At 53.9% G+C, this 22699-nt stretch carries 24 protein-coding genes, 2 pseudogenes and 2 riboswitches; of the genes and pseudogenes, 25 read left to right on the forward strand and 1 reads right to left on the reverse strand.

Going from position 1 to position 22699, the window contains the following annotated elements; all coding sequences use genetic code 11:
• Positions 1-221: riboswitch (cobalamin riboswitch) on the forward strand.
• Positions 222-355: 134 nt separating this feature from the next.
• The 9 genes and pseudogenes from B0W44_RS08595 (at position 356) to B0W44_RS08640 (ending at position 6344) form a co-directional block, all read left to right on the forward strand.
• Positions 356-1308 (forward strand): annotated as a pseudogene (locus B0W44_RS08595) (ABC transporter substrate-binding protein).
• A 13-nt stretch (positions 1309-1321) separates the two neighbouring features.
• Positions 1322-2356 carry a FecCD family ABC transporter permease gene (locus B0W44_RS08605; protein ID WP_077719704.1) on the forward strand — a complete coding sequence of 345 codons (1035 nt, stop codon included), beginning with the start codon at positions 1322-1324 and terminating at the stop codon, positions 2354-2356.
• 39 nt (positions 2357-2395) lie between these two features.
• Entirely contained in the window at positions 2396-3166 is a 771-nt protein-coding gene (locus B0W44_RS08610; protein WP_228441612.1) for a heme ABC transporter ATP-binding protein, read from the forward strand.
• Positions 3167-3205: 39 nt separating this feature from the next.
• Positions 3206-3754, forward strand: a complete 549-nt coding sequence (locus B0W44_RS08615) for a cob(I)yrinic acid a,c-diamide adenosyltransferase (protein WP_077719706.1) — start codon at positions 3206-3208, stop codon at positions 3752-3754.
• Positions 3755-3841: 87 nt separating this feature from the next.
• The gene (locus B0W44_RS08620; protein WP_228441613.1) at positions 3842-4201 is read left to right on the forward strand and encodes an arsenate reductase family protein; all 360 of its coding nucleotides are present in this window, start codon (positions 3842-3844) and stop codon (positions 4199-4201) included.
• A 104-nt stretch (positions 4202-4305) separates the two neighbouring features.
• The gene (locus B0W44_RS08625) at positions 4306-4854 is read left to right on the forward strand and encodes a peroxiredoxin (protein WP_077719707.1); all 549 of its coding nucleotides are present in this window, start codon (positions 4306-4308) and stop codon (positions 4852-4854) included.
• 84 nt (positions 4855-4938) lie between these two features.
• Positions 4939-5385: a redoxin domain-containing protein gene (locus B0W44_RS08630; RefSeq protein ID WP_077721306.1), complete on the forward strand. Its 447-nt coding sequence runs from the start codon at positions 4939-4941 to the stop codon at positions 5383-5385.
• Positions 5386-5404: 19 nt separating this feature from the next.
• Positions 5405-5797 carry a glycine cleavage system protein GcvH gene (gene gcvH, locus B0W44_RS08635; RefSeq protein ID WP_077719708.1) on the forward strand — a complete coding sequence of 131 codons (393 nt, stop codon included), beginning with the start codon at positions 5405-5407 and terminating at the stop codon, positions 5795-5797.
• A gap of 130 nt (positions 5798-5927) precedes the next feature.
• Positions 5928-6344: a hypothetical protein gene (locus tag B0W44_RS08640; protein ID WP_077719709.1), complete on the forward strand. Its 417-nt coding sequence runs from the start codon at positions 5928-5930 to the stop codon at positions 6342-6344.
• Positions 6345-6550: 206 nt separating this feature from the next.
• Here B0W44_RS08640 and B0W44_RS18095 read toward each other — a convergent pair whose 3' ends face one another.
• Entirely contained in the window at positions 6551-6745 is a 195-nt protein-coding gene (locus B0W44_RS18095) for a hypothetical protein (RefSeq protein WP_169835499.1), read from the reverse strand.
• 39 nt (positions 6746-6784) lie between these two features.
• Here B0W44_RS18095 and B0W44_RS08645 point away from each other — a divergent pair, with 39 nt between their 5' ends.
• The 16 genes and pseudogenes from B0W44_RS08645 to B0W44_RS08720 all read left to right on the forward strand — a co-directional run bounded on the left by B0W44_RS08645 (position 6785) and on the right by B0W44_RS08720 (position 22690).
• Positions 6785-8446 (forward strand): acyl-CoA mutase large subunit family protein, encoded by a 1662-nt coding sequence (locus tag B0W44_RS08645; RefSeq protein WP_077719710.1) that lies wholly within the window; start codon positions 6785-6787, stop codon positions 8444-8446.
• A 21-nt stretch (positions 8447-8467) separates the two neighbouring features.
• A pseudogene (locus B0W44_RS08650) lies at positions 8468-8692 on the forward strand (aldehyde dehydrogenase family protein); the annotation flags it as partial.
• 189 nt (positions 8693-8881) lie between these two features.
• Positions 8882-8991, forward strand: a riboswitch (SAM riboswitch).
• A 76-nt stretch (positions 8992-9067) separates the two neighbouring features.
• Positions 9068-10108 carry a methionine ABC transporter ATP-binding protein gene (locus B0W44_RS08655; protein WP_077719711.1) on the forward strand — a complete coding sequence of 347 codons (1041 nt, stop codon included), beginning with the start codon at positions 9068-9070 and terminating at the stop codon, positions 10106-10108.
• Positions 10089-10754, forward strand: a complete 666-nt coding sequence (locus B0W44_RS08660; protein ID WP_077719712.1) for a methionine ABC transporter permease — start codon at positions 10089-10091, stop codon at positions 10752-10754. The genes B0W44_RS08655 and B0W44_RS08660 overlap by 20 nt, the downstream gene beginning before the upstream one ends.
• An 85-nt stretch (positions 10755-10839) precedes the next feature.
• A complete protein-coding gene (locus B0W44_RS08665) occupies positions 10840-11697 on the forward strand; it encodes a MetQ/NlpA family ABC transporter substrate-binding protein (RefSeq protein ID WP_077719713.1) in 858 nt (285 codons plus the stop codon).
• A gap of 78 nt (positions 11698-11775) precedes the next feature.
• Complete coding sequence (locus tag B0W44_RS08670; RefSeq protein WP_077719714.1) at positions 11776-12159, forward strand: carboxymuconolactone decarboxylase family protein; 384 nt, start codon at positions 11776-11778, stop codon at positions 12157-12159.
• Between the two features lie 276 nt (positions 12160-12435).
• Positions 12436-12579 (forward strand): YuzK family famiily protein, encoded by a 144-nt coding sequence (locus B0W44_RS18100; protein ID WP_169835500.1) that lies wholly within the window; start codon positions 12436-12438, stop codon positions 12577-12579.
• A 266-nt stretch (positions 12580-12845) separates the two neighbouring features.
• Positions 12846-13634: a Fe-S cluster assembly ATPase SufC gene (gene sufC / locus B0W44_RS08680; RefSeq protein ID WP_077719716.1), complete on the forward strand. Its 789-nt coding sequence runs from the start codon at positions 12846-12848 to the stop codon at positions 13632-13634.
• 19 nt (positions 13635-13653) lie between these two features.
• Entirely contained in the window at positions 13654-14964 is a 1311-nt protein-coding gene (sufD, locus tag B0W44_RS08685; RefSeq protein ID WP_077719717.1) for a Fe-S cluster assembly protein SufD, read from the forward strand.
• 1 nt (position 14965) lies between these two features.
• Positions 14966-16192: a cysteine desulfurase gene (locus tag B0W44_RS08690; RefSeq protein ID WP_077719718.1), complete on the forward strand. Its 1227-nt coding sequence runs from the start codon at positions 14966-14968 to the stop codon at positions 16190-16192.
• Positions 16179-16607: a Fe-S cluster assembly sulfur transfer protein SufU gene (gene sufU, locus B0W44_RS08695; RefSeq protein WP_077719719.1), complete on the forward strand. Its 429-nt coding sequence runs from the start codon at positions 16179-16181 to the stop codon at positions 16605-16607. The genes B0W44_RS08690 and sufU overlap by 14 nt, the downstream gene beginning before the upstream one ends.
• Before the next feature lie 80 nt (positions 16608-16687).
• Complete coding sequence (sufB, locus tag B0W44_RS08700) at positions 16688-18085, forward strand: Fe-S cluster assembly protein SufB (protein ID WP_077719720.1); 1398 nt, start codon at positions 16688-16690, stop codon at positions 18083-18085.
• Positions 18086-18637: 552 nt separating this feature from the next.
• The gene (ltrA, locus tag B0W44_RS08705) at positions 18638-20047 is read left to right on the forward strand and encodes a group II intron reverse transcriptase/maturase (RefSeq protein WP_077719721.1); all 1410 of its coding nucleotides are present in this window, start codon (positions 18638-18640) and stop codon (positions 20045-20047) included.
• A 244-nt stretch (positions 20048-20291) separates the two neighbouring features.
• Positions 20292-20474: a carbon storage regulator gene (locus B0W44_RS08710; protein ID WP_077719722.1), complete on the forward strand. Its 183-nt coding sequence runs from the start codon at positions 20292-20294 to the stop codon at positions 20472-20474.
• A 91-nt stretch (positions 20475-20565) separates the two neighbouring features.
• Complete coding sequence (hag, locus tag B0W44_RS08715) at positions 20566-21402, forward strand: flagellin Hag (RefSeq protein ID WP_077719723.1); 837 nt, start codon at positions 20566-20568, stop codon at positions 21400-21402.
• A gap of 421 nt (positions 21403-21823) precedes the next feature.
• Positions 21824-22690 carry a DUF72 domain-containing protein gene (locus B0W44_RS08720; protein WP_077719724.1) on the forward strand — a complete coding sequence of 289 codons (867 nt, stop codon included), beginning with the start codon at positions 21824-21826 and terminating at the stop codon, positions 22688-22690.
• Positions 22691-22699 lie beyond the last annotated feature (9 nt).

The raw sequence follows: 22699 nt of genomic DNA on the forward strand, positions 1-22699 counted from the left end.
CAACTTAAAAGAACGTCAGGTCTTTCGCATGTCGAAAGTGAAGAGGGAAGTCCGGTGCAAATCCGGCGCGGTCCCGCCACTGTAAGTGGGGAGTGACGCTGTCAAGACCACTGTTCGCACTTCGTCAAACGGCTAACAGCTTAACGACGGCAAGTGAACGGGAAGGGACGGTCGAACGATGATCCACAAGCCAGGAGACCTGCCTGTCGTTCGTGACGGCTATTTCCTTCGCGGAGAGGAGCATAGCATCGGGACGGGATTCGTGAACCCTTCTATGCTTATGAGGCGTAGGAGGGTTTTCTAATCTGCGTGGAAGTAGCCCCTATCTCAAATGAATGTAGGGGAGCGAAAAGAGATGATCAAACGGTTTCTGCTCGTGTTGGTGACATGTCTTGTCCTCGGCGCGTGCGGCGCACAGAGTGTGGAGACGACAGACAGTCAAACGGCAGACAGTGAAACGACTGAACGTTCCAACGACAGTGTGGCGACTCAGTACCCGCTCACTGTGACGGATGACAGCGGAGTAGACGTCACGATTGAGAAAGAGCCTGAGCGAATCGTGAGCATTTTGCCCAGCGTGACGGAAATCGCCTTCGCCTTAGGGCTGGATGATGAAATCATCGCCGTCACCGATAACGACGACTATCCGGAGCAAGTGCACGAAAAAGAAAAAGTGGGCGGGATGGAACTGAACGTAGAAAAAATTGTGGCCCTTGAACCTGATTTAGTGCTCGCCGGATTGCTTAACGGTGAAGTGGTAGGAAAATTGCGGGATCTAGGGCTGACGGTCCTCGTTTCGGAAGGGGAAAGTCTTGAAGACACGTACGCTTCCATTGAATTGATCGGCAATGTGACGAACAGGGTGGCCGAAGCGGAAGAAATGGTGAGCAAGATGCAGGAAGACGTCCGTCAAGTGGAGGAATGGGTGAGCGGCATACCAGATGAGGAGCGCGTCAACGTCTGGTTGGAAGTTTCCCCGGAGCTGTACACGGCCGGAGCGGGAACGTCGATCGATGAATTAATTTCCATCGCCGGGGGAAAAATGTCGCCGCTGAACAATTGGAAGGGTGGGGGCAGCTCTCTGAAGAAAACGTCGTCGCGTTAAATCCAGACGTCATTGTCGGAACGTATGCAGAAGCAGACGTTCGACAGGCGGTAGCGGACCGATCCGCGTGGTCGAACATCACGGCTGTCAAGGAAAATCGGGTGTACGGCATCGAGGAAAGTTTGTTGAGCCGGCCGGGACCGCGGTTAACGGAGGGGTTGCGCCGACTGGCCGAACTGTTCTACCCCGACGAAGTGAATTGACAGGTGTGACACCGTGGGACGGAATCGATACATAGGGTGGAGCGCGAGTCTACTGATTGTCCTTTTGGTCACGATTGGCCTATCGGTTTCGTGGGGAAGTGCAGGCGTGTCCCTCGTTTCGGTGTGGAAAATTTTGTTTGACCGCATTCCGTGGGTGACGAATTGGATACAAGCCGATTGGCCCGCGACCGCCGAGACGATTGTGTGGCAGATTCGCCTGCCGCGCATTGTGCTGGCCGCATTGGTCGGCAGCGCGTTGGCGGTAGCCGGTGTCATCTTTCAGGGGGTGTTACACAATCCACTGGCCGATCCGTACATTTTGGGGATCTCCTCGGGAGCAGCCCTCGGAGCAGCCCTCGTCTTTTTCTTCGGGATCGAATACGCCTTGGTCGGGCGCTGGACGTTGCCCCTGGTCGCTTTCGTGGGCGGAAGTTTGTCGTTGGCGCTCGTATTCGCCATTGCCAAGGGAAGTGCCCAACGGCCTTTAGAGACGCTTATTTTGTCGGGTGTGATCGTCCAAGCTTTTTTAGGGGCGATCCTCTCCCTCGTCATCGCCCTCTCCCACGACCAACTGCAGCAAATTGTTTACTGGATGATGGGGAGTGTGGCCTTGTTGGACTGGCGTGAAGCGATGGTGATGGTTCCTTATTTAATCGTCGGTCTGGGGGTGGCGCTGTTTTACAGCCGGGAGCTCAACATCATGGTCCTCGGTGACAGTGTGGCGCACCATACGGGTGTCGCAGTGAGGCGAACGCGTACGACTCTTTTAATCGTGGCTTCTCTGTTGACGGGCGCAGCCGTCTCCATTGCCGGGATGATCGGATTTGTCGGATTGGTCGTACCGCACATGTTGCGCCTCGTCGTCGGATCAGATCACCGCGTGCTTGTGCCGTCGTCCGTGTTAGCCGGTGCGATCTTCATGATCTGGGCCGATACTTTTGCCCGCATGTTGCTCGCGCCGCGGGAACTTCCGGTAGGTGTTTTGACTGCGTGTATCGGCGCACCGCTGTTCGCCTATTTGTTGCGGCGGCACGTTCGCCGGAATTGAGACGTGACAACTGGCTTTACATAGGCGGGAGGGATTGGCGTGATTCGCGTGGAACACGTTAGTAAAGCGTTTCATGGAAAAACGGTCCTGCACGATGTGAACCTGTACGTAACGGACGGTGAGTTTCTCGGGATTATCGGATCAAACGGGAGTGGGAAAACGACGCTGCTCCGCATCATGAGCGGTGAAGAACGCCCTGACGAAGGAAACGTCTCGCTGCGGGGACGGCTGTTGGAACGGTGGAAAGTCCGGGAGCGGGCCCAGCAGTTAACCGTCGTGTCACAGGAGGGATTGACCCCAGTTCCATTTTCTGTATACGATGTGGTCATGATGGGAAGACATGTGTACCAAGGACGTTTTCAACCTCCTTCGGCGCGTGACCGGGAGGTCGTCGAACACGTTCTGGCGGTTACAGGCCTCGAAGGGATGTCCCCGCAGTCAGTCGCCCAGTTGAGCGGGGGTGAGCGGCAGCGGGTCGCCATCGCCCGGGCTTTAGCCCAGGAACCTCGGGTGTTGTTGCTCGATGAACCGACGACCTACCTGGATATCGGCTACCAGTTGTCTGTCCTCGAATACGTGAAAAAGTGGCAGGTGGCACACGGTGCCGCGGTCGTGGCTGTGTTACACGATCTCAATTTGGCGGCGCAGTTTTGTGAGCGCATCGTGTTGATGGAAGGGGGACATATCGCGGCCGAAGGTGCTCCGTCTGATGTGTTACAAGCTGACATTTTGCAAAGAGTTTACCGCACCCGTCCGACGATCGTTCGCCATCCGCTGTCAGGGGTTCCGCAAGTGCTGCTCGGATCGTAACACCGACCTGATGACGTTTAAACAAAGGAGCGATAAAGAGTGCGCATTTACACGCGTAAAGGAGACGAAGGGCGTACCCATGTCATCGGGGGGCGGGTCGACAAGGACGACAGCCGCGTGGAAGCTTACGGTACCATCGACGAGTGCAACGCGTGCATCGGCCGAGTCGTAGCGTCTCTCGATCCGGAGCGGGACAAAGATTTCATCACGGATCTCACCTTGATACAACACGAACTGTTTGACGCAGGGGCAGACTTAGCGCAAGAGAGGCGTGTGCATCCTTATAGAGTCGATGCGGATATGGTGTCGCGGTTGGAAGGGCGAATTGACCACTACAGTGCACAGATCCCGCCGATTCGGCAGTTCATTCTCCCGGGGGGGTGCGAACCGTCGTCCTTACTGCACTTAAGCCGTGCCGTCGCACGCCGGGCGGAGCGGCGCGTCGTGACCTTGGGAAAAAGAGGCCAGATCAACGATGACGTGCGGCGGTATTTAAACCGGCTGTCCGATTTACTGTTTGTCATGGCCAGAGTGGCCAACGCACGTGCCGGCGTGGCGGATGTGGAATACCGTTCTGATCGGACGTAATCACTGGTAAGGTGAGAAAAGTCGCAGCAAGCAAATGCTGGAGCTATGTTCTGATGGAACGTAGTCACTGAAAGGGAGCGATGTGAAGTGGCGAAGTTGCTAGTGTACGAGTATCCCCAATGCGGGACATGCCGCAAGGCGAAACGGTTTCTCGACGAACGGGGGATCGACTACGAGACGCGGCACATTGTGAACGATCCTCCGTCGAAGGAGGAATTAAAAGAGTTAGTTCAAAAGAGCGGACTAGAGATAAAAAAGTTTTTCAATACGTCGGGGAAAGTGTACCGTGAACAGCGCCTTAAAGACAAAATCCCGACGCTTAGCGAAGACGAGCTGTTGGCGTTGCTCGCGTCTGAAGGAAAACTGATCAAGCGGCCGATTGTGACGGACGGAACGAGGGTGACCGTCGGGTTTAAACCGAAAGAATTTGAACATTTTTGGACATAATGGTAGGGAGCGCGAGATTGTATTGACTTATAGTAGGGAAGTTGTTACCTTAAGCTTGTCTGGCTAAAACACAGTAGGAACAACAACATAATGGAGGGAACTTCATGGCAGAACGACTCGTTGGACTCCCGGCTCCCGACTTTGAAATGGAGAGCACGAAAGATTTGGATAATTTGGACGAGCCGGTCCGCCTCTCTGACTACAGAGGGAAGTGGCTCGTGCTGTTTTTCTATCCCCGTGACTTTACGTTTGTCTGTCCGACGGAGATCACCGCTTTGAGTGACCGGTACGATGAGTTCGCCGAACTGGATGCTGACATCCTCGGCGTGAGCACGGACAGCAAGTACTCACACCGGGCGTGGATGAACATTTCAAGAGACAACAACGGTATCGGCGATATTCGCTACCCCCTTGCTGCTGATACCACACATAAAGTCAGCCGTGATTACGGTGTCCTCGAAGAAGAGACAGGGACAGCCCTGAGGGGGTTGTTCATTATCGATCCGGAAGGGATTGTGCGTTATCAAGTCGTGACGGACGAAAATATCGGTCGCAGTGTCGATGAAACGTTACGGGTGTTAAATGCTTTACAGACCGGCGGTTTATGTCCGTCCGACTGGAAACCTGGTCAAAAGACGCTTCAAGCGAATTAAACGACGTTGAGGGTCTAGCGCCGACGTGTGTTAGGCCCTCGGTTTCCATTCACGAAAAAATTGAGGAGGTCCAATTCGATGCCGATGCGTTTGCGTTCAGAAATGCCGGAATTTCAAAATGTCACCGAGTGGGTAAACGGAGAAGTGTCGAAAGACGATTTGAAAGGGCATCCGGTCTTGGTACACTTCTGGTCCATCAGCTGCGGTATATGCAAAAAAACACTCCCGGATATCAATGAGTGGCGCGAAAAGTACAAAGATGCTAATCTTAAAGTAGTCGGTGTACATATGCCCCGCTCTGAAAAAGATACCGAAATCGAGCCTGTCAAAGAGACGATTGAAAAGTATGAACTGAAGCATCCGCAAATCATCGACAATCAACACGCGGTGGTCGACGCTTTTCAAAATGAGTACGTGCCGGCGTACTACCTGTTTGACGAGGAAGGAAAGTTACGCCATTTTCAAGCGGGGGAAAGAGGTTTGCAAATGGTCGAACAACGCTTGAAGCGCGTGTTGGACATACAAAATTGAAGTGGCAGGAGGGTTCACCGTGAATTTGCCGAAAGAACTCAAGTACAGTGAAGAACATGAGTGGGTAAAGGACGAAGGCGAAAAAAAGGTGCGGATCGGAATCACGGACTTTGCCCAATCCGAACTGGGCGATATTGTGTTTGTGGAGTTACCGGAAATTGGGGATACGCTTCAGGCGAATGAGCCGTTCGGCAGTGTGGAATCGGTCAAAACCGTTTCCGAACTGTACGCCCCCGTAAACGGCAAAGTGGTGGAAGTGAACGGCGAATTGGAAGATTCCCCGGAACTCGTCAACGAGTCCCCCTACGAAAAAGGGTGGATGATCGTCGTGGAAATGGAAGATCCTTCAGAGCTGGAAAACTTGCTTTCACCTGAAAAATACGCAGAGATGTACGGAGAAGACGGACAGTGACGGACGCGCAAACGGTGTGATCAGCCGATCACACTTTTTTTGTGCGCATTTTTCATGCTGCCGTTTTCACGTGAGTGTGGTACAATGAACGAAAGTTTGTACCGTCTACGACGAGGGAGGGGGCGGTTTGATGAGTTTTTGTTGCGGGGCGAGTATGATTGGGACGATCGGCGCTATTCGCAGTGACAGAGTCGTGGTCCATCGCGTCCCAATCGTGTTTTGCCCGATTTGCCGCAGTGTGGAGATACATTACGCCGTGCGGGAGGAATTTGACTTATTAGTCGATTATGCCCAAGGAGACGGAGCCCACCACGTGAACTTTGACGACTTTGTCGACAGTGCTCACGTGGTCGAGATGATGGAGGACTGTGTCTCGGTAGAAGGAGATGACCCCGAGCAACTGTACCGAACCCAAATCGACAACGCCCTCGATTTACTCGGGGTCGCCAAGCGACTCGGCGATGTGAGGTGGGAACATTCGTTAAAGAAACGGTTGAGCGTGTTGAGTAGACGGTTACAGCGCTACACCCAACGCGAGAAGACGTGACGTTGAGCGTTGTCGAGACAGGACAACCGTGAACCATCGCGATGGGACTCTTTAAATGTTTAAAAGGGTTTGCAACGGGAAATAATAGGAGTGTTTGGATTTCTGCCAGCAGAAGTCCAGTCCCTTTTAACTCCTCCCCATCTTATTTTGACAGAAGGTGTTCTCTCGCAGACATCTTCTTTTTTTTTGCCTTTGTGTGAATGGTCTCAGCGACGTTGAAGGATGCTATGAACAGACCGCATTTGCCGAAGATAGACTCGGCGGTACGGCAGACACGTGTCTTCTTCTTGGACACCCAAGCTGTTGGCCATCGTGAGAGAGTGGGAGAGAAGGACCGTTTGAGGCGCTGCCATTGAAATGAGTGCATCTTCCCTTTTGACATTCCACTCTGCTGCACGCATGACGCTGCGTGTGCTGATGTCGTCCGTGATTTAAGCGGAATGGAAGCGAAAGGTATCACGAGTACAACTGGGTCATGGGAAGAACGGAGTGTAAACGACATGTTGGATAAGCACCGGTCAATCCACACGTCAAAAACGTGTGTCACCTCCTCAGGCATTGAAGTGGAACGTTGCTACACCCCAGATGAATGCGATACGCGCTACAAGGAAAAACTCGGGTTTCCCGGCGAGTTCCCGTACACCCGGGGGATCCACCGGACGATGTACCGCGGGCGGTTGTGGACGATGCGGCAGTATGCCGGGTTCGGAACGGCGCGGGAGACGAACAGGCGGTTTAAATTTTTATTGCGTGAAGGGCAGCACGGTCTCAGTTGCGCGTTTGACTTGCCGACGCAGATTGGCATTGATTCCGATGCTCCGGAAGCGGCGGGAGAAGTCGGCAGGGTCGGTGTTGCCATAGATTCCTTGCGGGACATGGAGCTGCTGTTTCAAGACATTCCCCTCGACCGCGTCAGCACGTCGATGACGATCAACGCTCCGGCCCCCGTCCTGTTGGCGATGTACATCGCCGTCGCGGAAAAACAGGGGGTTCCCCTCGACAAGTTGTCCGGCACAGTGCAAAACGACATCTTAAAAGAGTACGCCGCCCGGGGCACGTATATTTATCCACCGCAAGAGTCCATGCGACTGGTGACGGATGTCGTGGAATTTTGCACGAACTGGATGCCCCGTTTCAAACCGATCAGTGTCAGCGGGTACCACATGCGGGAGGCAGGTGCGTCAGCTTCCCAAGAATTAGCCTTTACACTGGCAAACGGTATCGCCTACATCGAGTATGCTCTGGCAAGAGGGCTGAAGATCGATCAAGTGGCACCTCAGTTTTCATTTTTCTTAAGTGTACACAATCACTTTTTCGAGGAAGTGGCCAAATTCCGTGCCGCCCGCCGCTTGTGGTCCCGCTTGATGCGCGAGCGCTTCGGAGCGCGCCTTCCGCGGTCGCAACAGTTTCGGGTACACGCCCAAACCGGGGGTTCTACGTTGACTGCCGTCCAGCCCGATAACAACGTCGCGCGAGTCGCGCTCCAGTCCCTCGCTGCCGTACTCGGCGGCGTACAGAGTCTACACGCCAATGCGTCCGACGAGGCACTGGCTTTACCTACAGAGGCGTCAGTGCGGACAGCGCTGCGCACACAACAAATTATCGCCTATGAGAGCGGTGCCGCCGACACGGTGGACCCACTCGCCGGCTCGTATTTTGTTGAGGAATTGACGGACCAGTTGGAACAGCGAGTCCAGGACTATTTGGACGAAATCGAGGGGCAGGGGGGAGCCGTTGCCGCCATTGAACGCGGGTATGTTCAACAGACAATTCAGGACGGCGCCTATCGCCATCAGCAAAAAGTGGAACGCGGTGAGGAAGTCGTCGTCGGTGTAAACCGGTTTGTCGGCGAAGAAAACGGGGAGATCTTTTTGCACCAATCGGATCCGAGGCTGGAACAGCGACAAAAGCGATTTCTACAACAACTGCGCCGATCCCGGGACAATGTGCGCCTACGGCACGTCCTCTCGCAGCTGCAGTTGGCAGCTTCAGGAAACGAGAATGTGATGCCTTTCATCATCGACGCCGTGAAAAGCGGGGCAACCGTCGGTGAAATATGCGACACGCTGCGAGAAACATACGGGGAATACGATTCGTCTTGAGACGTCAGCCCCCTTTTCGGCTCGCCGTACGGACTGGCTGCCGGGGTGTGGACCGAAAATGTGAAAAACGCTCACTACATCGCCAGTCGGCTAAAGGCCGGGACGGTGTGGGTCAATTGCTACAACGTAACCGATCCGGCCTCTCCTTTCGGCGGTTACAAACAGTCTGGCTTCGGCCGTGAAATGGGGTCGTACGCCCTTGAAAACTATACAGAAGTCAAAAGTGTCTGGATTCATTTGAAATAGGCTGTGATGAGGAAGGGGGCTCGAGGAGCCTCGCCCTTTGGCAGGGCGCTTCTGAAGATGAGAGAGGACGTTGTCGATTCTGTAAAAGGTTGGGAGGAGTAGAAACGGAAAACTTTTAAAAAAACCTGTTGTCCCTTCTCTCATATCGTGGTAAAATCTTTTCAGCTTAACTTAATACAAACTAGACATCTCTTATCCAGAGAGGTGGAGGGACTGGCCCGATGAAACCCGGCAACCATTTGCGCCCTCACGTGCAAAAAGGTGCTAATTCCTGCAGGTGTCGACCTGGCAGATGAGAGAGGACGTTTACCTTTGCTGTAAAACCCTTTTTCTCTGCGAAAAAGGGTTTTTTAGCTGTTAAAGGGAGGGAGACACGTGATTCAGTTAAAGGGCATTCGTAAGCACTTTAAGACGGCTGCAGGGACAATCCGAGCTGTAGATGACATAGATCTGACGGTCGAGCCCGGAGAAATCTTCGGGATTATCGGCTACAGCGGCGCGGGAAAGAGCACCTTGATCCGGACGATCAACTTGCTGGAACCGCCGACCGCCGGAGAAGTGAGGGTGGGGGAGCGCGTTTTTACCCAGTTGTCCGGACGCGAACTGAGGGAAGCGCGGCGGGAAATCGGCATGATTTTTCAGCAGTTCCATTTGCTGTGGTCCCGTACGGTCAAGGAGAACGTCCGCTTTCCGCTGGAAATCGCCGGCGTTGGGAAGGCCGAAGCCGATGAGAAAGTCAGGCACATGCTCGAGCTTGTCGGCCTGACGGACAAGGCGGACGCTTACCCGGCGCAACTGTCCGGCGGGCAGAAGCAGCGGGTCGGGATTGCGAGGGCGCTGGCCAATGACCCGAAAGTGTTATTGTGCGACGAGGCGACGTCAGCCCTCGATCCGAAGACGACGGACGACATACTCCGTTTACTCCAAAAGATTAATCGCGAGTTGAATCTGACGATCGTCCTCATCACCCACGAAATGCACGTTATCCGCAAAATTTGCCATCGCGTGGCGGTCATGGAAAACGGGCGTTTCGTCGAAAGCGGACCGGTGTCCGACGTGTTCCGCCGGCCGAAAAAAGAAATCACGCGTCGGTTCGTGCGGGACGTGGCCGGGTTGGAGGAAGAAGCGAAAGAAGCCCTTGACCTTTCCTTTCGTGATATGTTTTCCGGACGGATCCTCAAGTGCACATTTTTCGGGACAGAGGCGAAACAACCGGTCATCAGTCGCTGTATCCGCGCCTGTGAGGTCGATCTCAGCATTTTGCAGGGACAAGTGCGTCAAGTCAACGACACGGCCTACGGCACGCTGTATGTACACGTTGACGGATCTTCGGAGCAGGTGGCGCGAGTCGTGGACTTTTTGCGGGGGTCAGACGTCGAAGTGGAGGTGTTAGACAGTGGATTTCCTTCTGCCTAACGTCCAATGGGATTTGCTGTTGGCTGCGACGTGGGAGACAGTGTACATGATGGTCATCTCCACTTTTTTCACCGCTTTGTTCGGACTCCCACTCGGGATTGCCCTCGTCGTGATGGAAGAGAAAGGCCTGTGGCCACTGCCGTGGTTGCAGCGCCTCGTTGGCTTCGGCGTCAACCTGTTTCGCTCCATTCCGTTCATCGTGTTGGTCGTGTGGATGATACCCGTCGCCCGAATGTTGGTCGGCACGTCCCTCGGTCCGACGGCGGCGTGCGTGTCGTTAGTCGTTGGTGCCGCACCGTTTTACGCACGGCTGGTAGAGACGTCGCTCAGGGAAGTGGACAAGGGCGTCATCGAAGCGGCAAGGGCCATGGGGGCGACCCGCTGGCAGATCATTCGCAAGGTGTATATACCCGAAGCGTTGCCGGGATTAGTTGCCGGGATTACGGTCACGTGTATCACGCTCGTCAGTTATTCGGCCATCACCGGAATACTCGGCGGGGGAGGCCTCGGCGATCTCGCCTACCGCTTTGGCTTTCAGTCGTTCCAGACCGACGTCATGGTGCTGGCGACGGCGGTTCTCGTCCTCATGGTGCAAATCATACAGAGTGTCGGGGACCGGGTGGTGCAAGCCATTGATAAAAGGTAGTCCCTCGGGATCTGTCAAGCGGGCCTTTTTCCGGACACATGTTGCCACTGGCACGTGTCATCAAAAAAAAGGGAGGAGTTTCACGATGTTGAAATGGCTGAAATACGCAAGTACACTGTTTGTCGTCTTCGCCTTGGCAGCTTGCGGCAGCGGGGCGAGTGACGGAGGTGGCGATTCGGCGGGTGAAGAAAGCGGTGAAAACAGTGCCGAACGTACGGAGGAGACGATCCAGTTAACGGTCGGGGCGACGGCAGTGCCTCACGCCGAAATTTTGGAGCACGTGAAGCCCATCTTGGCTGAACAAGGTGTGGAACTGGAGATCAAGACATTCCAGGATTACGTCCTGCCGAATAAAAACCTAGTCGAAGGGGAGCTGGATGCGAACTACTTCCAGCACATCCCGTGGATGGAATCGTCCAATGAAGAAAACGGATGGAACATTGTCGACGTTGTCGGCGTGCACATTGAGCCCCTTGGCGCGTACTCGGACAAGTACGAATCGATTGAAGAAATTCCAGACGGTGCGACCGTCGCGGTTACGAATGCCTCGGGAGAGCAAGACCGCTTTGTCCGCCTGTTGGAAGCGAATGGACTCATCACGTTGTCTGAGGGCGAGGGGGACAAGACGCTTCAAGACATCGTCGAAAACCCGAAAAACCTTCAATTCGAACAAGTGGAAAACGCGATGTTGCCCCGTGTCCTGCCTGACGTAGACTTGGCGATCATCAATACGAACTACGCTTTGGAGGCCGACCTCAATCCGGTGGAGGACGCCCTGTTTATCGAAGGCAAAGACTCACCTTACGTCAACGTACTGGCAATAAACGAGGGAGACGAAGACAAACCGGGCATTCAAGAGCTGGCTGACGCCTTGACGTCTGACGACGTTCGGCAGTTTATGGAAGAAAAGTACGATGGCGCGGTTGTTCCCGCCTTTGAGTGATGCCTAGCACACTTCCTTCATAAAGTTCCATTCTCCGACGCATGCTATAGGAAGACGTTGGCAGAATGGAGGATCGCGATGAAACATGACCACAACGTGGTGAAAGACAATTGGACCCAGCTCGCCCTGCAAGATTACAAACAAGGCTTGGGGGCGTTTAGCGAGCGAATGCCTGAACTGGTGGGAAGTTTCAACCGCTTCACGGAGGAGTGTTTTAAACCCGGGGAGCTGGATGAAAAAATGAAGCACCTGATGGCGTTAGCTGTGGCCGTCTTTGCCAACGATGAGTACTGCATCATCTACCACGCGAAAGGTGCCCTCGACCAAGGGGCGTCTGAAGGGGAGATCATGGAAGCCGTCGGTGTAGCCGCAGCGTTCGGTGGCGGAGCGGCCATGGCTCAAGGCGTCACACTCGTGCAGGACGCCGTACACGAACTGCAGCAACAACGTGAGGTGCACTGAAGCCAATTAAAACCCCGTGATGCGAAGCGAAAGCATCCCGGGGTTTTTGTTGTGGCTAAAGGGAGGTCTTCGGATATCAAAGGATCGGGGTGCAATCTTATATCGCCGTATCCCTTGCCGCGGCTCAGTTGGCAGGAGGAGATCCTACGGTCATTGACGTCCTTTCTCTGTGATTGCAGCAGAGGAGAGGCCGTGTTACGATAACCGACATCACACAAAAGGGAGTGTTTTCGTATCGCGACCAAACCGAATGCGACTCATTCGATCGAAGCTGCGATGTTTCAAGCTTACGGTGTGACGTTTGAGCAGTACTGCCTCGAACTGGACACCCGAATCGAAGTCGAACGACTTCGGGAAGAAGACTATAAGCAGTCCAACGCTATCGTCAGCCAATACAACAGCCAAAGCCATAAAAGGTGAGCACCAACCGGGCTGGATCGTCATCCGGCCCGCCTTGATGCGAAAAGGTGCAGAAACAACGCGACACATGCACGCAGGTGACCGTCTATGAAGTATCCGCGATGGCGAAATCATTTTTCGCTTTACCTTGAATTGGGATATGTTATACTTTACAATGATAATAATTCTAAATTAGAAACCACAGTGGGGACATCGGCGGCAGATGCCCGACTGTCGTCATGACGATACTACCATGACTACACTATAGAACAATGGAGGAATGCAACATGTCAAGTGCTCCTAAATTAACGATAGAGGATTTGCACGCCTCAGTTGAAGATAAGGAAATACTCAAAGGAGTGAATCTCGAAGTCAAAGGCGGCGAAATTCACGCCATCATGGGGCCGAACGGTACGGGGAAAAGTACCCTCGCATCAGCCGTGATGGGTCATCCGATGTACGAAGTGACAAAAGGGCGCGTCACGTTGGACGGAGAAGACCTCTTGGAGATGGAAGTAGATGAGCGGGCCAGAAAAGGGCTCTTCCTTGCTATGCAGTACCCGAGTGAGATCAGCGGAGTGACCAACTCCGATTTCTTGCGCAGCGCCATCAACGCGAAACGCGGAGAGGGTAACGAGATTTCCATCATGAAATTCATCCGCCAACTGGATGAAAAGATGGAGATGTTAAACATAGACCAGTCGTTTGCCGAACGCTATTTAAACGAAGGGTTCTCAGGCGGTGAGAAGAAGCGGAACGAAATACTGCAGATGATGATGTTGGAACCGCGCATCGCCATATTGGACGAGATCGACTCGGGTTTGGACATCGACGCTCTGAAGGTCGTGGCCAAAGGTGTCAACTCCATGCGTGATCCGAATTTGGGCGTGCTCATCATCACCCACTACCAGCGGCTGCTCAACTACATTGAACCAGACTTCGTTCACGTCATGATGCAAGGTCGCATTGTGCGTTCAGGCGGGCCGGAGCTGGCACAGCGTCTGGAGGCGGAAGGGTACGAATGGATTAAGGCGGAGTTGGGTATTCAAGACGAAACTGTGGGCCAAGAAGCTTAAGCGGGGAGGAAGCGAGAACATGAGTGTCAATACGTCCAATTTGATCTTTGACCGAGATGTCATTACCCAACTTTCGCAAAAAAATGCCGAGCCGGACTGGATGCTCGACTTTCGCTTGAAAGCACTGGAAAAAGCGTCGAGCCTTCCTTTGCCCAATGTGGAGAAGACGCACATACGCCAGTGGAATTTTACAGAGTTTCAGCCTTACACGGAAGAGGCTGTGCTCTCGAGGTTTGACGAGCTGCCTGAGACCGTTCGTTCCTTTGCCCAGGAGGAAGCGGACGGACGGAACTTGATCGTGCAGCACAACTCCACTGTCGTTTACACGGAGTTAATGCCTGAACTTCAACAAAAAGGGGTGATCTTCACTGACCTGCACACAGCACTCCGCGAGCACGGCGATCTGGTGCGCAAAGTGTTCATGACCGACGCTTCCCAGGCGGACGAACACAAACTGACGGCTCTTCACGCGGCCCTGTGGAGTGGCGGAGCCTTTCTCTACGTGCCGAAGAACGTCGAACTGGACGTTCCTATACAGTCACTCGTCTGGACAGACAAGTCCGGCATCGGACTGCTGCCACACCTCGTGATCGTCGCAGAAGACAACAGCCGGTTGACGTACGTCGACAGCTACGTCTCAGCCGAAGGTGTGGAGGGCGTGGTGCACAACGGCATGACCGAAATTTTCGTCGGCCCTGGCGCCAGTGTGCAGTACGCCACATTGCATCACTACAGCGAAGGAGTCACGGACGTCTCCCTTCGCCGGGCAACGGTGGCCCGGGACGGGCGCGTCGACTGGATCGTCGGGGATTTGAACAACGGGAACACCGTGTCTGACAACACGACTTACTTGAAGGGCGACGGCAGCCAAGGCTACGTGAAGTCGATCACGATCGCTTCCGGGAAGCAGGAAAACAGCATTACGTCTAACATCCGCCACTACGGCAAAAATACACCGAGCGACATTCTCGCGCGGGCAGTGGTGAAAGACTCTTCCACCTCTATTTTGAACAGCATTACGAAGATCGAAAAAGGCGCGCGGAGAGCAGATGGCCAGCAGACGGGACGCGTTTTAATGATGAACGAAAAGTCCCGCGGAGACGCCAATCCAATCCTGCTGATCGACGAAAACGACGTCACCGCCGGCCACGCAGCCAGTGCCGGAAAAGTCGATCCGCTACAGATTTACTATTTAATGTCGCGGGGCATGACAAAAGCGGATGCGGAGCGCTTGATTATTTACGGATTTCTCAATCCTCTGCTTGAGGAAATTCCCATTGAGGATGTCGTCAAGCAGCTGAAACGGGTGATCGAAAGGAAGTTGCGTTAGTATGGATGCACACGAATTGCGGAAGCAGTTCCCCGTATTGGATCAGGAAGTAAACGGACATCCACTCGTCTACCTCGACAGTGCGGCAACATCCCAAAAACCTGTTTCCGTCATCGAAGCGTTGGACCGTTACTACAGGCAGGACAACTCCAATGTCCACCGCGGCGTTCACACCCTCGGTTCCCGAGCGACGGAAGGGTATGAAGGGGCTCGGGAGAAAGTGCGTCGCTTTATTAACGCCCGGTCCACGCGGGAGACCATTTTTACCCGGGGAACGACGACGGCGCTCAATACGGTGGCACACTGTTATGCGCGCCAGACGCTGAAGCCAGGTGACGAAATCGTCTTGACGCCGATGGAACACCACAGCAATCTCATTCCGTGGCAACAGGCAGCGAAAGCCACCGGAGCCCAGTTGAGGTACATTCCACTTCAAGCTGACGGCACCCTGTCCCTTGCGGACGTCGAGGCCACCGTCGGCGAGAAGACCAAAATCGTGGCCATCACTTACGTCTCCAACGTGTTGGGGACGGTCAACCCGATCAAGGACATTGCCGCCATCGCCCATCGCCACGGCGCCGTCATCGTCGTAGACGGCGCTCAGGCGGCCCCGCACATGACAATTGATGTACAGGAATTAGATTGCGACTTTTTCACTTTTTCCGGGCACAAAATGTGCGGTCCCACCGGAATCGGGGTGCTGTACGGGAAAGAGCACTTATTGGAACAAATGGAGCCCCTCGAATTTGGCGGCGAAATGATCGATCACGTCGATCTGTACGAAGCGACGTGGAAAGAACTCCCGTGGAAGTTTGAAGGCGGTACTCCGGTGATAGCCGGTGCGATCGGTCTCGGAGCAGCCATCGACTTTTTGACCGACGTGGGGCTTGACGCCATCGAAGCACACGAGCGACAACTTGCCGCTTACGCCATCGAACGGCTGGATGAGCTGGACGGAATTGAAATTTACGGGCCGCGCCGTCACCGGGCTGGCCTCGTGACGTTTAATCTGACAGGGCTGCATCCCCACGACGTCTCTACCGTGTTGGACGCAGAAGGCATTGCCATTCGCGCCGGTCACCACTGTGCACAACCGCTCATGCGGGAACTGAACCAGACGGCGACGGCAAGGGCGAGCATGTACTTGTACAACACAGAGGAGGACATCGACCGTCTGGTTGAGGGACTGATGAAGGCGAAGGAGTATTTCGGTCATGTCCTTGGATGATTTATACCGCCGTGTCATCATGGATCATTATCAAAAGCCGCGCAACCGGGGAACACTAGAAGACGATGCGGTGAGTGTGGAGTTGAACAACCCGACGTGCGGGGATCGCATCTCCCTGCAAATGAGGGTGGAAGATGGTATAATTAAGGAAGCGAAGTTTCTCGGTGAAGGGTGTTCCATCAGCCTCGCGTCCGCTTCGATGATGACAGAAGCCGTCAAAGGGTTGAAGGTGGAAGAGGCGTTGGACCTTTCTCGCATGTTTTCGCAGATGATGCAGGGGAAAGAGGTCGATTTCGAGAGGTTCCCTCTAGAGGATATTGAAGCATTGCAAGGAGTCTCCAAGTTTCCGGCTCGCATCAAGTGCGCCACCTTAGCCTGGAAGGCTCTGGAGCAAGGGGTAGAAGGCAAGCAGTAGGCTTTGCACGGCACCTTTTCCGGTGAAGCTCGTGACTTACACAGTCAGTCGCAGGTTCAACTTTGAAGGAGGCGAATACAGTGGCCGAGAATTTACCTGAACTGTCCGAGTACCAATACGGATTTCGCGACAAAGACGTGTCCATTTACCGCGCCAAACGCGGATTGTCGCGGGAAGTCGTGGAAGAAATTTCTCGGATCAAAAACGAACCGCAGTGGATGTTAGACTTTCGTTTGAAAGCTTTAGATATTTTCTTCAGCAAACCGATGCCGATGTGGGGCGGTGACTTAAGCGGACTGAATTTTGACGACATCACGTACTACGTCAAACCGTCTGAACGGCAAGGGCGAACGTGGGATGAAGTTCCGGAAGAAATCAAAAAGACGTTTGACAAGTTGGGGATTCCGGAAGCAGAGCAGAAGTTCCTCGCCGGCGTCTCCGCCCAATACGAATCCGAAGTCGTGTACCACAGCATGAAGGAAGACTTGGAAAAGCAAGGCGTCATCTTCTGTGACACCGACACGGCTGTGCAGAAGTATCCGGACCTCGTGAAAGAGTATTTCGGGACGGTCGTACCGCCGACAGACAACAAGTTTGCAGCCTTAAACAGCGCCGTGTGGAGCGGCGGCAGCTTCATATACGTTCCAAAAGGTGTCAAGTGTGAAGTGCCGCTGCAAGCGTACTTCCGCATTAACTCGGAAAACATGGGGCAGTTTGAACGGACTTTAATCATTGCCGACGAAGACAGCTTCGTCCATTACGTAGAAGGCTGTACGGCCCCGATTTACAGTACGGATTCGCTGCACAGTGCTGTCGTGGAGATTATTGTGAAAGAACGGGCCCGCTGCCGCTACACGACCATTCAAAACTGGTCGCCGAACGTCTACAACTTGGTGACCAAGCGCGCGGTGGCCGAAGCCGGGGCGCACATGGAGTGGGTCGACGGGAACATCGGCTCCAAACTGACGATGAAATACCCGGCCGTCATTATGCGCGGTGAAGGGGCGAAAGGAGACGTCCTGTCCATCGCCGTTGCCGGCAAGAACCAGCACCAGGACGCGGGAGCTAAATTGACGATGCTCGCGCCAAACTGCACGGGCTCCATTGTGTCCAAGTCCATCAGTAAACAAGGCGGAAAAGTGACGTACCGCGGTCTGGTGAGGTTTGGGCGCCATTCTGGCGGCTCTAAAGCGAACATCGAGTGTGACACGCTCATCCTCGACGAACAGTCCGAGTCGGATACGATCCCGTACAACGAAATTATGAACGACAACATCACCTTGCAACACGAAGCGACGGTCAGCAAGGTGAGTGACGAGCAGCTGTTCTACTTGATGAGCCGTGGTCTGACAGAAGAAGAAGCGACACAGATGATCATCATGGGCTTCATCGAACCGTTCACGAAAGAACTGCCGATGGAGTACGCCGTCGAAATGAACCGGCTCATCAAGTTCGAGATGGAAGGCAGTATTGGGTAAGGGTGAAAAAGCCCCGTCACGACGGAAGGTGTGACGGGGGTTGCATGATACGGAATTCGGCACGTGGTGAATTCGTGCCATGCAGCCTGGTCTGCCTTTTGGCGTAGGAGGCGAACTTTCTAAGTTCGCCTCCCATTTTTTTTCTGTACGCCCAGCATGGGCGTCATCTATAGGGTGAAAGTCCCGAACGGGGGCTGGCGAGCGCCTACCGTAGTCAAAGGCAAGGGTGTCCGTCGCGAGGCGGAATCTGAAGGAAGCCGGAGACAAACGCACGGGTCAAGGTACACGAACTGGATTTGAGGCAGGATTAGTCGGATGAGTTGCCAGAACACAACGAAATCCAAAGCCGCCAAGGGCTCATCCTGTAAACTCCAGTGATCGCGGGCGGAAAGATGACGCTCTTATCTGGGGAGGCCTGCGGAACACGCGAAGTAACATCGTAACCGCAGTCGAGAGGCTGCGCTGAATCCGCAGGAGTCAGCAGAGGCCATAGTACGCAAGTACGGGGCGCCGGAAAGCGGAAGGGCCGAACCGAAAGGAGAGAGGAAACCGATGCGTTCGAGAGAAGAGCGCAGACAGCAGAATATCCCGCAAGGGAGCTGCCAACAGAGAGCAGCGGTGAAGCCGCGAGGGTATGTTGGAGCGCCGAGCTCTTCTCCGGCACAAGTCGCCCCTTCCTCTCGCGAAGACCATAACGACTTGCTGGACAGGATGCTTGAGAGAGAAAATCTCTTGCTCGCATACAAGCGAGTGGTCCGAAACGGAGGAGCGCCCGGAGTGGACGGAGTAACGGTAGCTGAACTGCAGGCTTACCTGAACACACACTGGGCACAGGTGAAAGCAGAGCTCCTAGCGGGAACCTACAAACCCGCGCCAGTCAAACGGGTGGAAATCCCCAAACCTGGAGGCGGCGTGAGGCTTCTAGGGATCCCGACCGCGATGGACCGGCTCCTCCAGCAAGCCCTGCTGCAAGTGATGCATCCGATCTTCGATGCTCACTTCTCATGGGACAGCTACGGCTTCCGACCAGGGAAGCGGGCCCATGATGCGGTCCTTCAAGCCCAGCGCTATATCCAGAGTGGATACAGATGGGTTGTGGACTTGGACTTAGAGAAGTGCTTTGACCGAGTAAACCACGACATGCTCATGGCGAGGGTAGCAAGAAGGGTGAAGGACAAGCGAGACCTGAAACTCATCCGGGCGTACCTCAACGCCGGAGTCATGGTCAACGGAGTATGCCAACGGACAGAGGAAGGGACGCCGCAAGGCGGACCGCTGAGTCCGCTTCTGGCCAACATCTTGTTGGACGACCTGGACAAAGAACGAAAGAAACGCGGGTTGCAATTCGCACGTTATGCGGACGATTGTAACATCTTTGTCGCTAGCAAGCGCGCAGGGGAACGCGTCATGGAATCGGTAATTCGCTTTGTAGAGGGAAAGCTGAAACTGAAAGTGAAGCGAGACAAAAGTGCGGTAGACCGCCCCTGGAACCGGAAATTCCTAGGGTTCAGTTTTCTGCCGGACAAACAAGCAACGATTCGGTTAGCCCCGAAGACCATCTCCCGATTCAAAGATAGAATACGTGAGATGACGAGTCGTTCACGGGCGATCTCCATGGAAGAGCGAATTAAACGGCTCAACCGCTACATCATCGGTTGGGTCAGGTACTTTCGACTGGCATCGATGAAGACGCACTGTGAAAGATTCGACCAATGGATTCGGCGCAGACTGAGGATGTGCCTATGGAAACAATGGAAACGGGTCAGAACCCGTCTTCGTGAACTTAGGGCCCTTGGCGTACCAGAATGGGCCTGCTTCATGATGGCCAATTCCCGCCGAGGACCATGGGAAATGTCCCGGAACACAAACAATGCCCTTCCGACTTCCTACTGGGAAGCGAAAGGGCTGAAGAGTATGCTTTTTCGTTATATGGAACTTCGTCAACCTTTTGGAACCGCCTAGTGCGGACCCGCATGCTAGGTGGTGTGAGAGGACGGGGGCTAGCCGCCCCTCCTACTCGATTCAATCGGCGGAATTCACTTCCGAGACTTCCAGTTTCGGGGGCGGCTTGAGTGACCCAGTTTTGTCAGTCCCTTCTTTATTTACCCCACTCGAGTTTTTATTTCAGTGGCAAACGCAGAAAACACTAAAATGGATTGTGATTGTGCCGATATATATAACAGATCGTCAGGGAGGATGACGGAGCATGCTCGTGATTAGTCGCAAGCCAAGCGAAGGCATTATCATCCATGACCGGATTCGGATCCGAGTGCAGAAGCGAAGCGGTCGCTTTCAACTGGCCATTGAAGCGCCGGAAGACGTAAAAGTCTTGCGGGAGGAATTGTACGAGGGTGAATTCAAGTCACCGTGTGAGCTAAATGCCACGTGATGGATTGGATCAATATCCCTGTCAAAGGGTTATTGATAACACAGAGTTGCCATGGAAGCGGCTCTGAAAAAAATTTTGGAGGGATTCCCACATGATTATCAACCACAACATTATGGCGTTGAACACCCACAGACAGTTGGCGTTCAACAACACCAACGTCCAGAAGTCAATGGAGAAACTGTCGTCTGGACTTCGCATCAACCGTGCCGGAGACGACGCGGCAGGGCTCGCCATCTCCGAGAAGATGCGGGCTCAAATTCGCGGTCTCAACATGGCGTCGAAAAACGCCCAGGACGGCATCTCGCTCATTCAGACGGCAGAAGGAGCGTTGAATGAGTCTCATGCCATCCTGCAGCGGATGCGGGAACTGGCCGTTCAAGCGGCAAACGACACGAATACGGATGCGGACCGTGCCGAACTGCAAAAAGAAGTGGATCAACTGGCACAAGAATTGACCCGTATTGCCGAAACGACTGAGTTTAACACACAAAAACTGCTGGATGGCAACTTCACTGGTACATTCCACATTGGAGCCAACGAAGGACAAAATATCACTTTGACAATTGATGCTATGGATGCTGTGACATTAGGTGTGGGTACGGACGATGGAAGTGGTAGTATCACTGGAATCGATATTTCTACACAAACAGCAGCCGATAGCGCCATAACGACGATCAACGATGCCATTGAACAAGTATCCGCTCAACGCGCGAATCTCGGGGCCGTGCAAAACCGTCTGGAGCACACCATCAACAACCTCGGCACCTCGTCTGAAAACTTGACCGCGGCCGAATCCCGCATCCGCGACGTCGACATGGCGAAAGAAATGATGGAGTTCACGAAGAACAACATCCTGGCGCAAGCCGCAAATGCCATGCTGGCCCAAGCCAACCAACAACCGCAACAAGTGTTGCAACTGTTGCGTTAAGACCTGTACGACAAAAGCGGGGGTTTTGGTATCTGCCCCGCTTTTTTGTTTTCGCTTGTGGAGGAGATGATCGACGAACCGACAGGGCCCGAGGGGTTCGGTGGCACAATGGTTGCTGTAGTTGCTGTGTAAGTTCTACCTCTTCCAGTTGCTTTAAACGGTATCAAATCCATCCTTATCGAGGGGTCACATGAGTAGGCAAAAAGAACGTCCATGACCTGGCGGAAAGACGCAAGGGACGTTGTGTTCAGCCCTTACCTTTTGATGTGACATATAATGGATATATTGAAGGATATGCGCTTCAGTTATATCCTTTTTTTGAACAGTATGCCCAAAATAAGTCACTCTTACATATCCCCGTTCCTTTATCTCTCAGTGAAGCTGTGTTAAGGTAATAGTATTGAAGCCTATACAGACTGAAATGGGGAGCAAGCAGGTGGGGAATGTATTGGTAGGCGTGACTGGTTGGGGCGATCACGATGTGTTGTATCCTGCCGGCACCCGTCCCGGTGACAAGTTGAGCCTCTATGCTGGGCACTTTCCCACAGTAGAAGTGGATGCCACTTTTTACGCGATTCAGCCGAAGAAGAATGTAGAGGCGTGGATTGACCAAACACCTGAACACTTCCGCTTTGTGGTGAAGGCTCACCAGTCCATGACAGGTCACAAGCGGCAAGGACAGGGAGAACGTTCGACTGCTCACGTTTTTAAAGCTTTCCGAGAATCGATCCAACCCCTCGTGGAGACCAATAAGCTCGGGATGGTGCTGTTTCAATTTCCGCCTTGGGTCGACTTTCAGGAAAAATACACCACTTACATACGGAAGTGCCGACAGTTCTTCGGCGAATGGCCGCTTGCGGTCGAATTTCGGCACAAGAGCTGGTTTGCTTCCGAGAATCGGCAGGTGACCCTCGACTTTTTGCAGCGAGAAGGCATCATCCATGTCGTGTGTGACGAACCGCAAATGGGGGACGGGTGTGTTCCGATCGTACCGGTTGTCACGGTACGAGACAAATCCCTCGTCCGGTTCCACGGACGCAACCGGGTAGGATGGCAAAACACGGGTCAACCGAACTGGAGAAAGGTTCGTTACCACTACCGTTACAGTCGGGAAGAGCTTAACGAGTGGGCTTTGCGCATTCAGGACATCGCGTCACAAGCGGAAGAAGTGATCGTGCTGTTTAATAACAACTCCCAGGGTGACGCTGTCCCGAACGCCCGTGAGTTGATCGACATCATGGGACTCCGTTACGATAGTTTGGCACCGCGCCAAATGGAATGGTTCTAGAGGAGAAAA

The organism is Novibacillus thermophilus (assembly GCF_002005165.1).
GTDB classification, from domain to species: domain Bacteria; phylum Bacillota; class Bacilli; order Thermoactinomycetales; family Novibacillaceae; genus Novibacillus; species Novibacillus thermophilus.

Bases quoted from the DNA above. Each gene is read 5' to 3' on its own strand.
- B0W44_RS08645 (WP_077719710.1), top strand. From the start codon at position 6,785: ATGGAAGCGAAAGGTATCACGAGTACAACTGGGTCATGGGAAGAACGG.
- B0W44_RS08625 (WP_077719707.1), top strand. From the start codon at position 4,306: ATGGCAGAACGACTCGTTGGACTCCCGGCTCCCGACTTTGAAATGGAG.
- B0W44_RS08630 (WP_077721306.1), top strand. From the start codon at position 4,939: ATGCGTTTGCGTTCAGAAATGCCGGAATTTCAAAATGTCACCGAGTGG.
- sufD (WP_077719717.1), top strand. From the start codon at position 13,654: ATGAGTGTCAATACGTCCAATTTGATCTTTGACCGAGATGTCATTACC.
- B0W44_RS08670 (WP_077719714.1), top strand. From the start codon at position 11,776: ATGAAACATGACCACAACGTGGTGAAAGACAATTGGACCCAGCTCGCC.
- B0W44_RS08690 (WP_077719718.1), top strand. From the start codon at position 14,966: ATGGATGCACACGAATTGCGGAAGCAGTTCCCCGTATTGGATCAGGAA.
- B0W44_RS18100 (WP_169835500.1), top strand. From the start codon at position 12,436: ATGTTTCAAGCTTACGGTGTGACGTTTGAGCAGTACTGCCTCGAACTG.
- B0W44_RS08665 (WP_077719713.1), top strand. From the start codon at position 10,840: ATGTTGAAATGGCTGAAATACGCAAGTACACTGTTTGTCGTCTTCGCC.
- hag (WP_077719723.1), top strand. From the start codon at position 20,566: ATGATTATCAACCACAACATTATGGCGTTGAACACCCACAGACAGTTG.
- B0W44_RS18095 (WP_169835499.1), bottom strand. From the start codon at position 6,745: ATGCGTGCAGCAGAGTGGAATGTCAAAAGGGAAGATGCACTCATTTCA.
- sufU (WP_077719719.1), top strand. From the start codon at position 16,179: ATGTCCTTGGATGATTTATACCGCCGTGTCATCATGGATCATTATCAA.
- B0W44_RS08640 (WP_077719709.1), top strand. From the start codon at position 5,928: ATGAGTTTTTGTTGCGGGGCGAGTATGATTGGGACGATCGGCGCTATT.
- ltrA (WP_077719721.1), top strand. From the start codon at position 18,638: ATGCGTTCGAGAGAAGAGCGCAGACAGCAGAATATCCCGCAAGGGAGC.
- B0W44_RS08710 (WP_077719722.1), top strand. From the start codon at position 20,292: ATGCTCGTGATTAGTCGCAAGCCAAGCGAAGGCATTATCATCCATGAC.
- sufC (WP_077719716.1), top strand. From the start codon at position 12,846: ATGTCAAGTGCTCCTAAATTAACGATAGAGGATTTGCACGCCTCAGTT.
- B0W44_RS08720 (WP_077719724.1), top strand. From the start codon at position 21,824: ATGGGGAGCAAGCAGGTGGGGAATGTATTGGTAGGCGTGACTGGTTGG.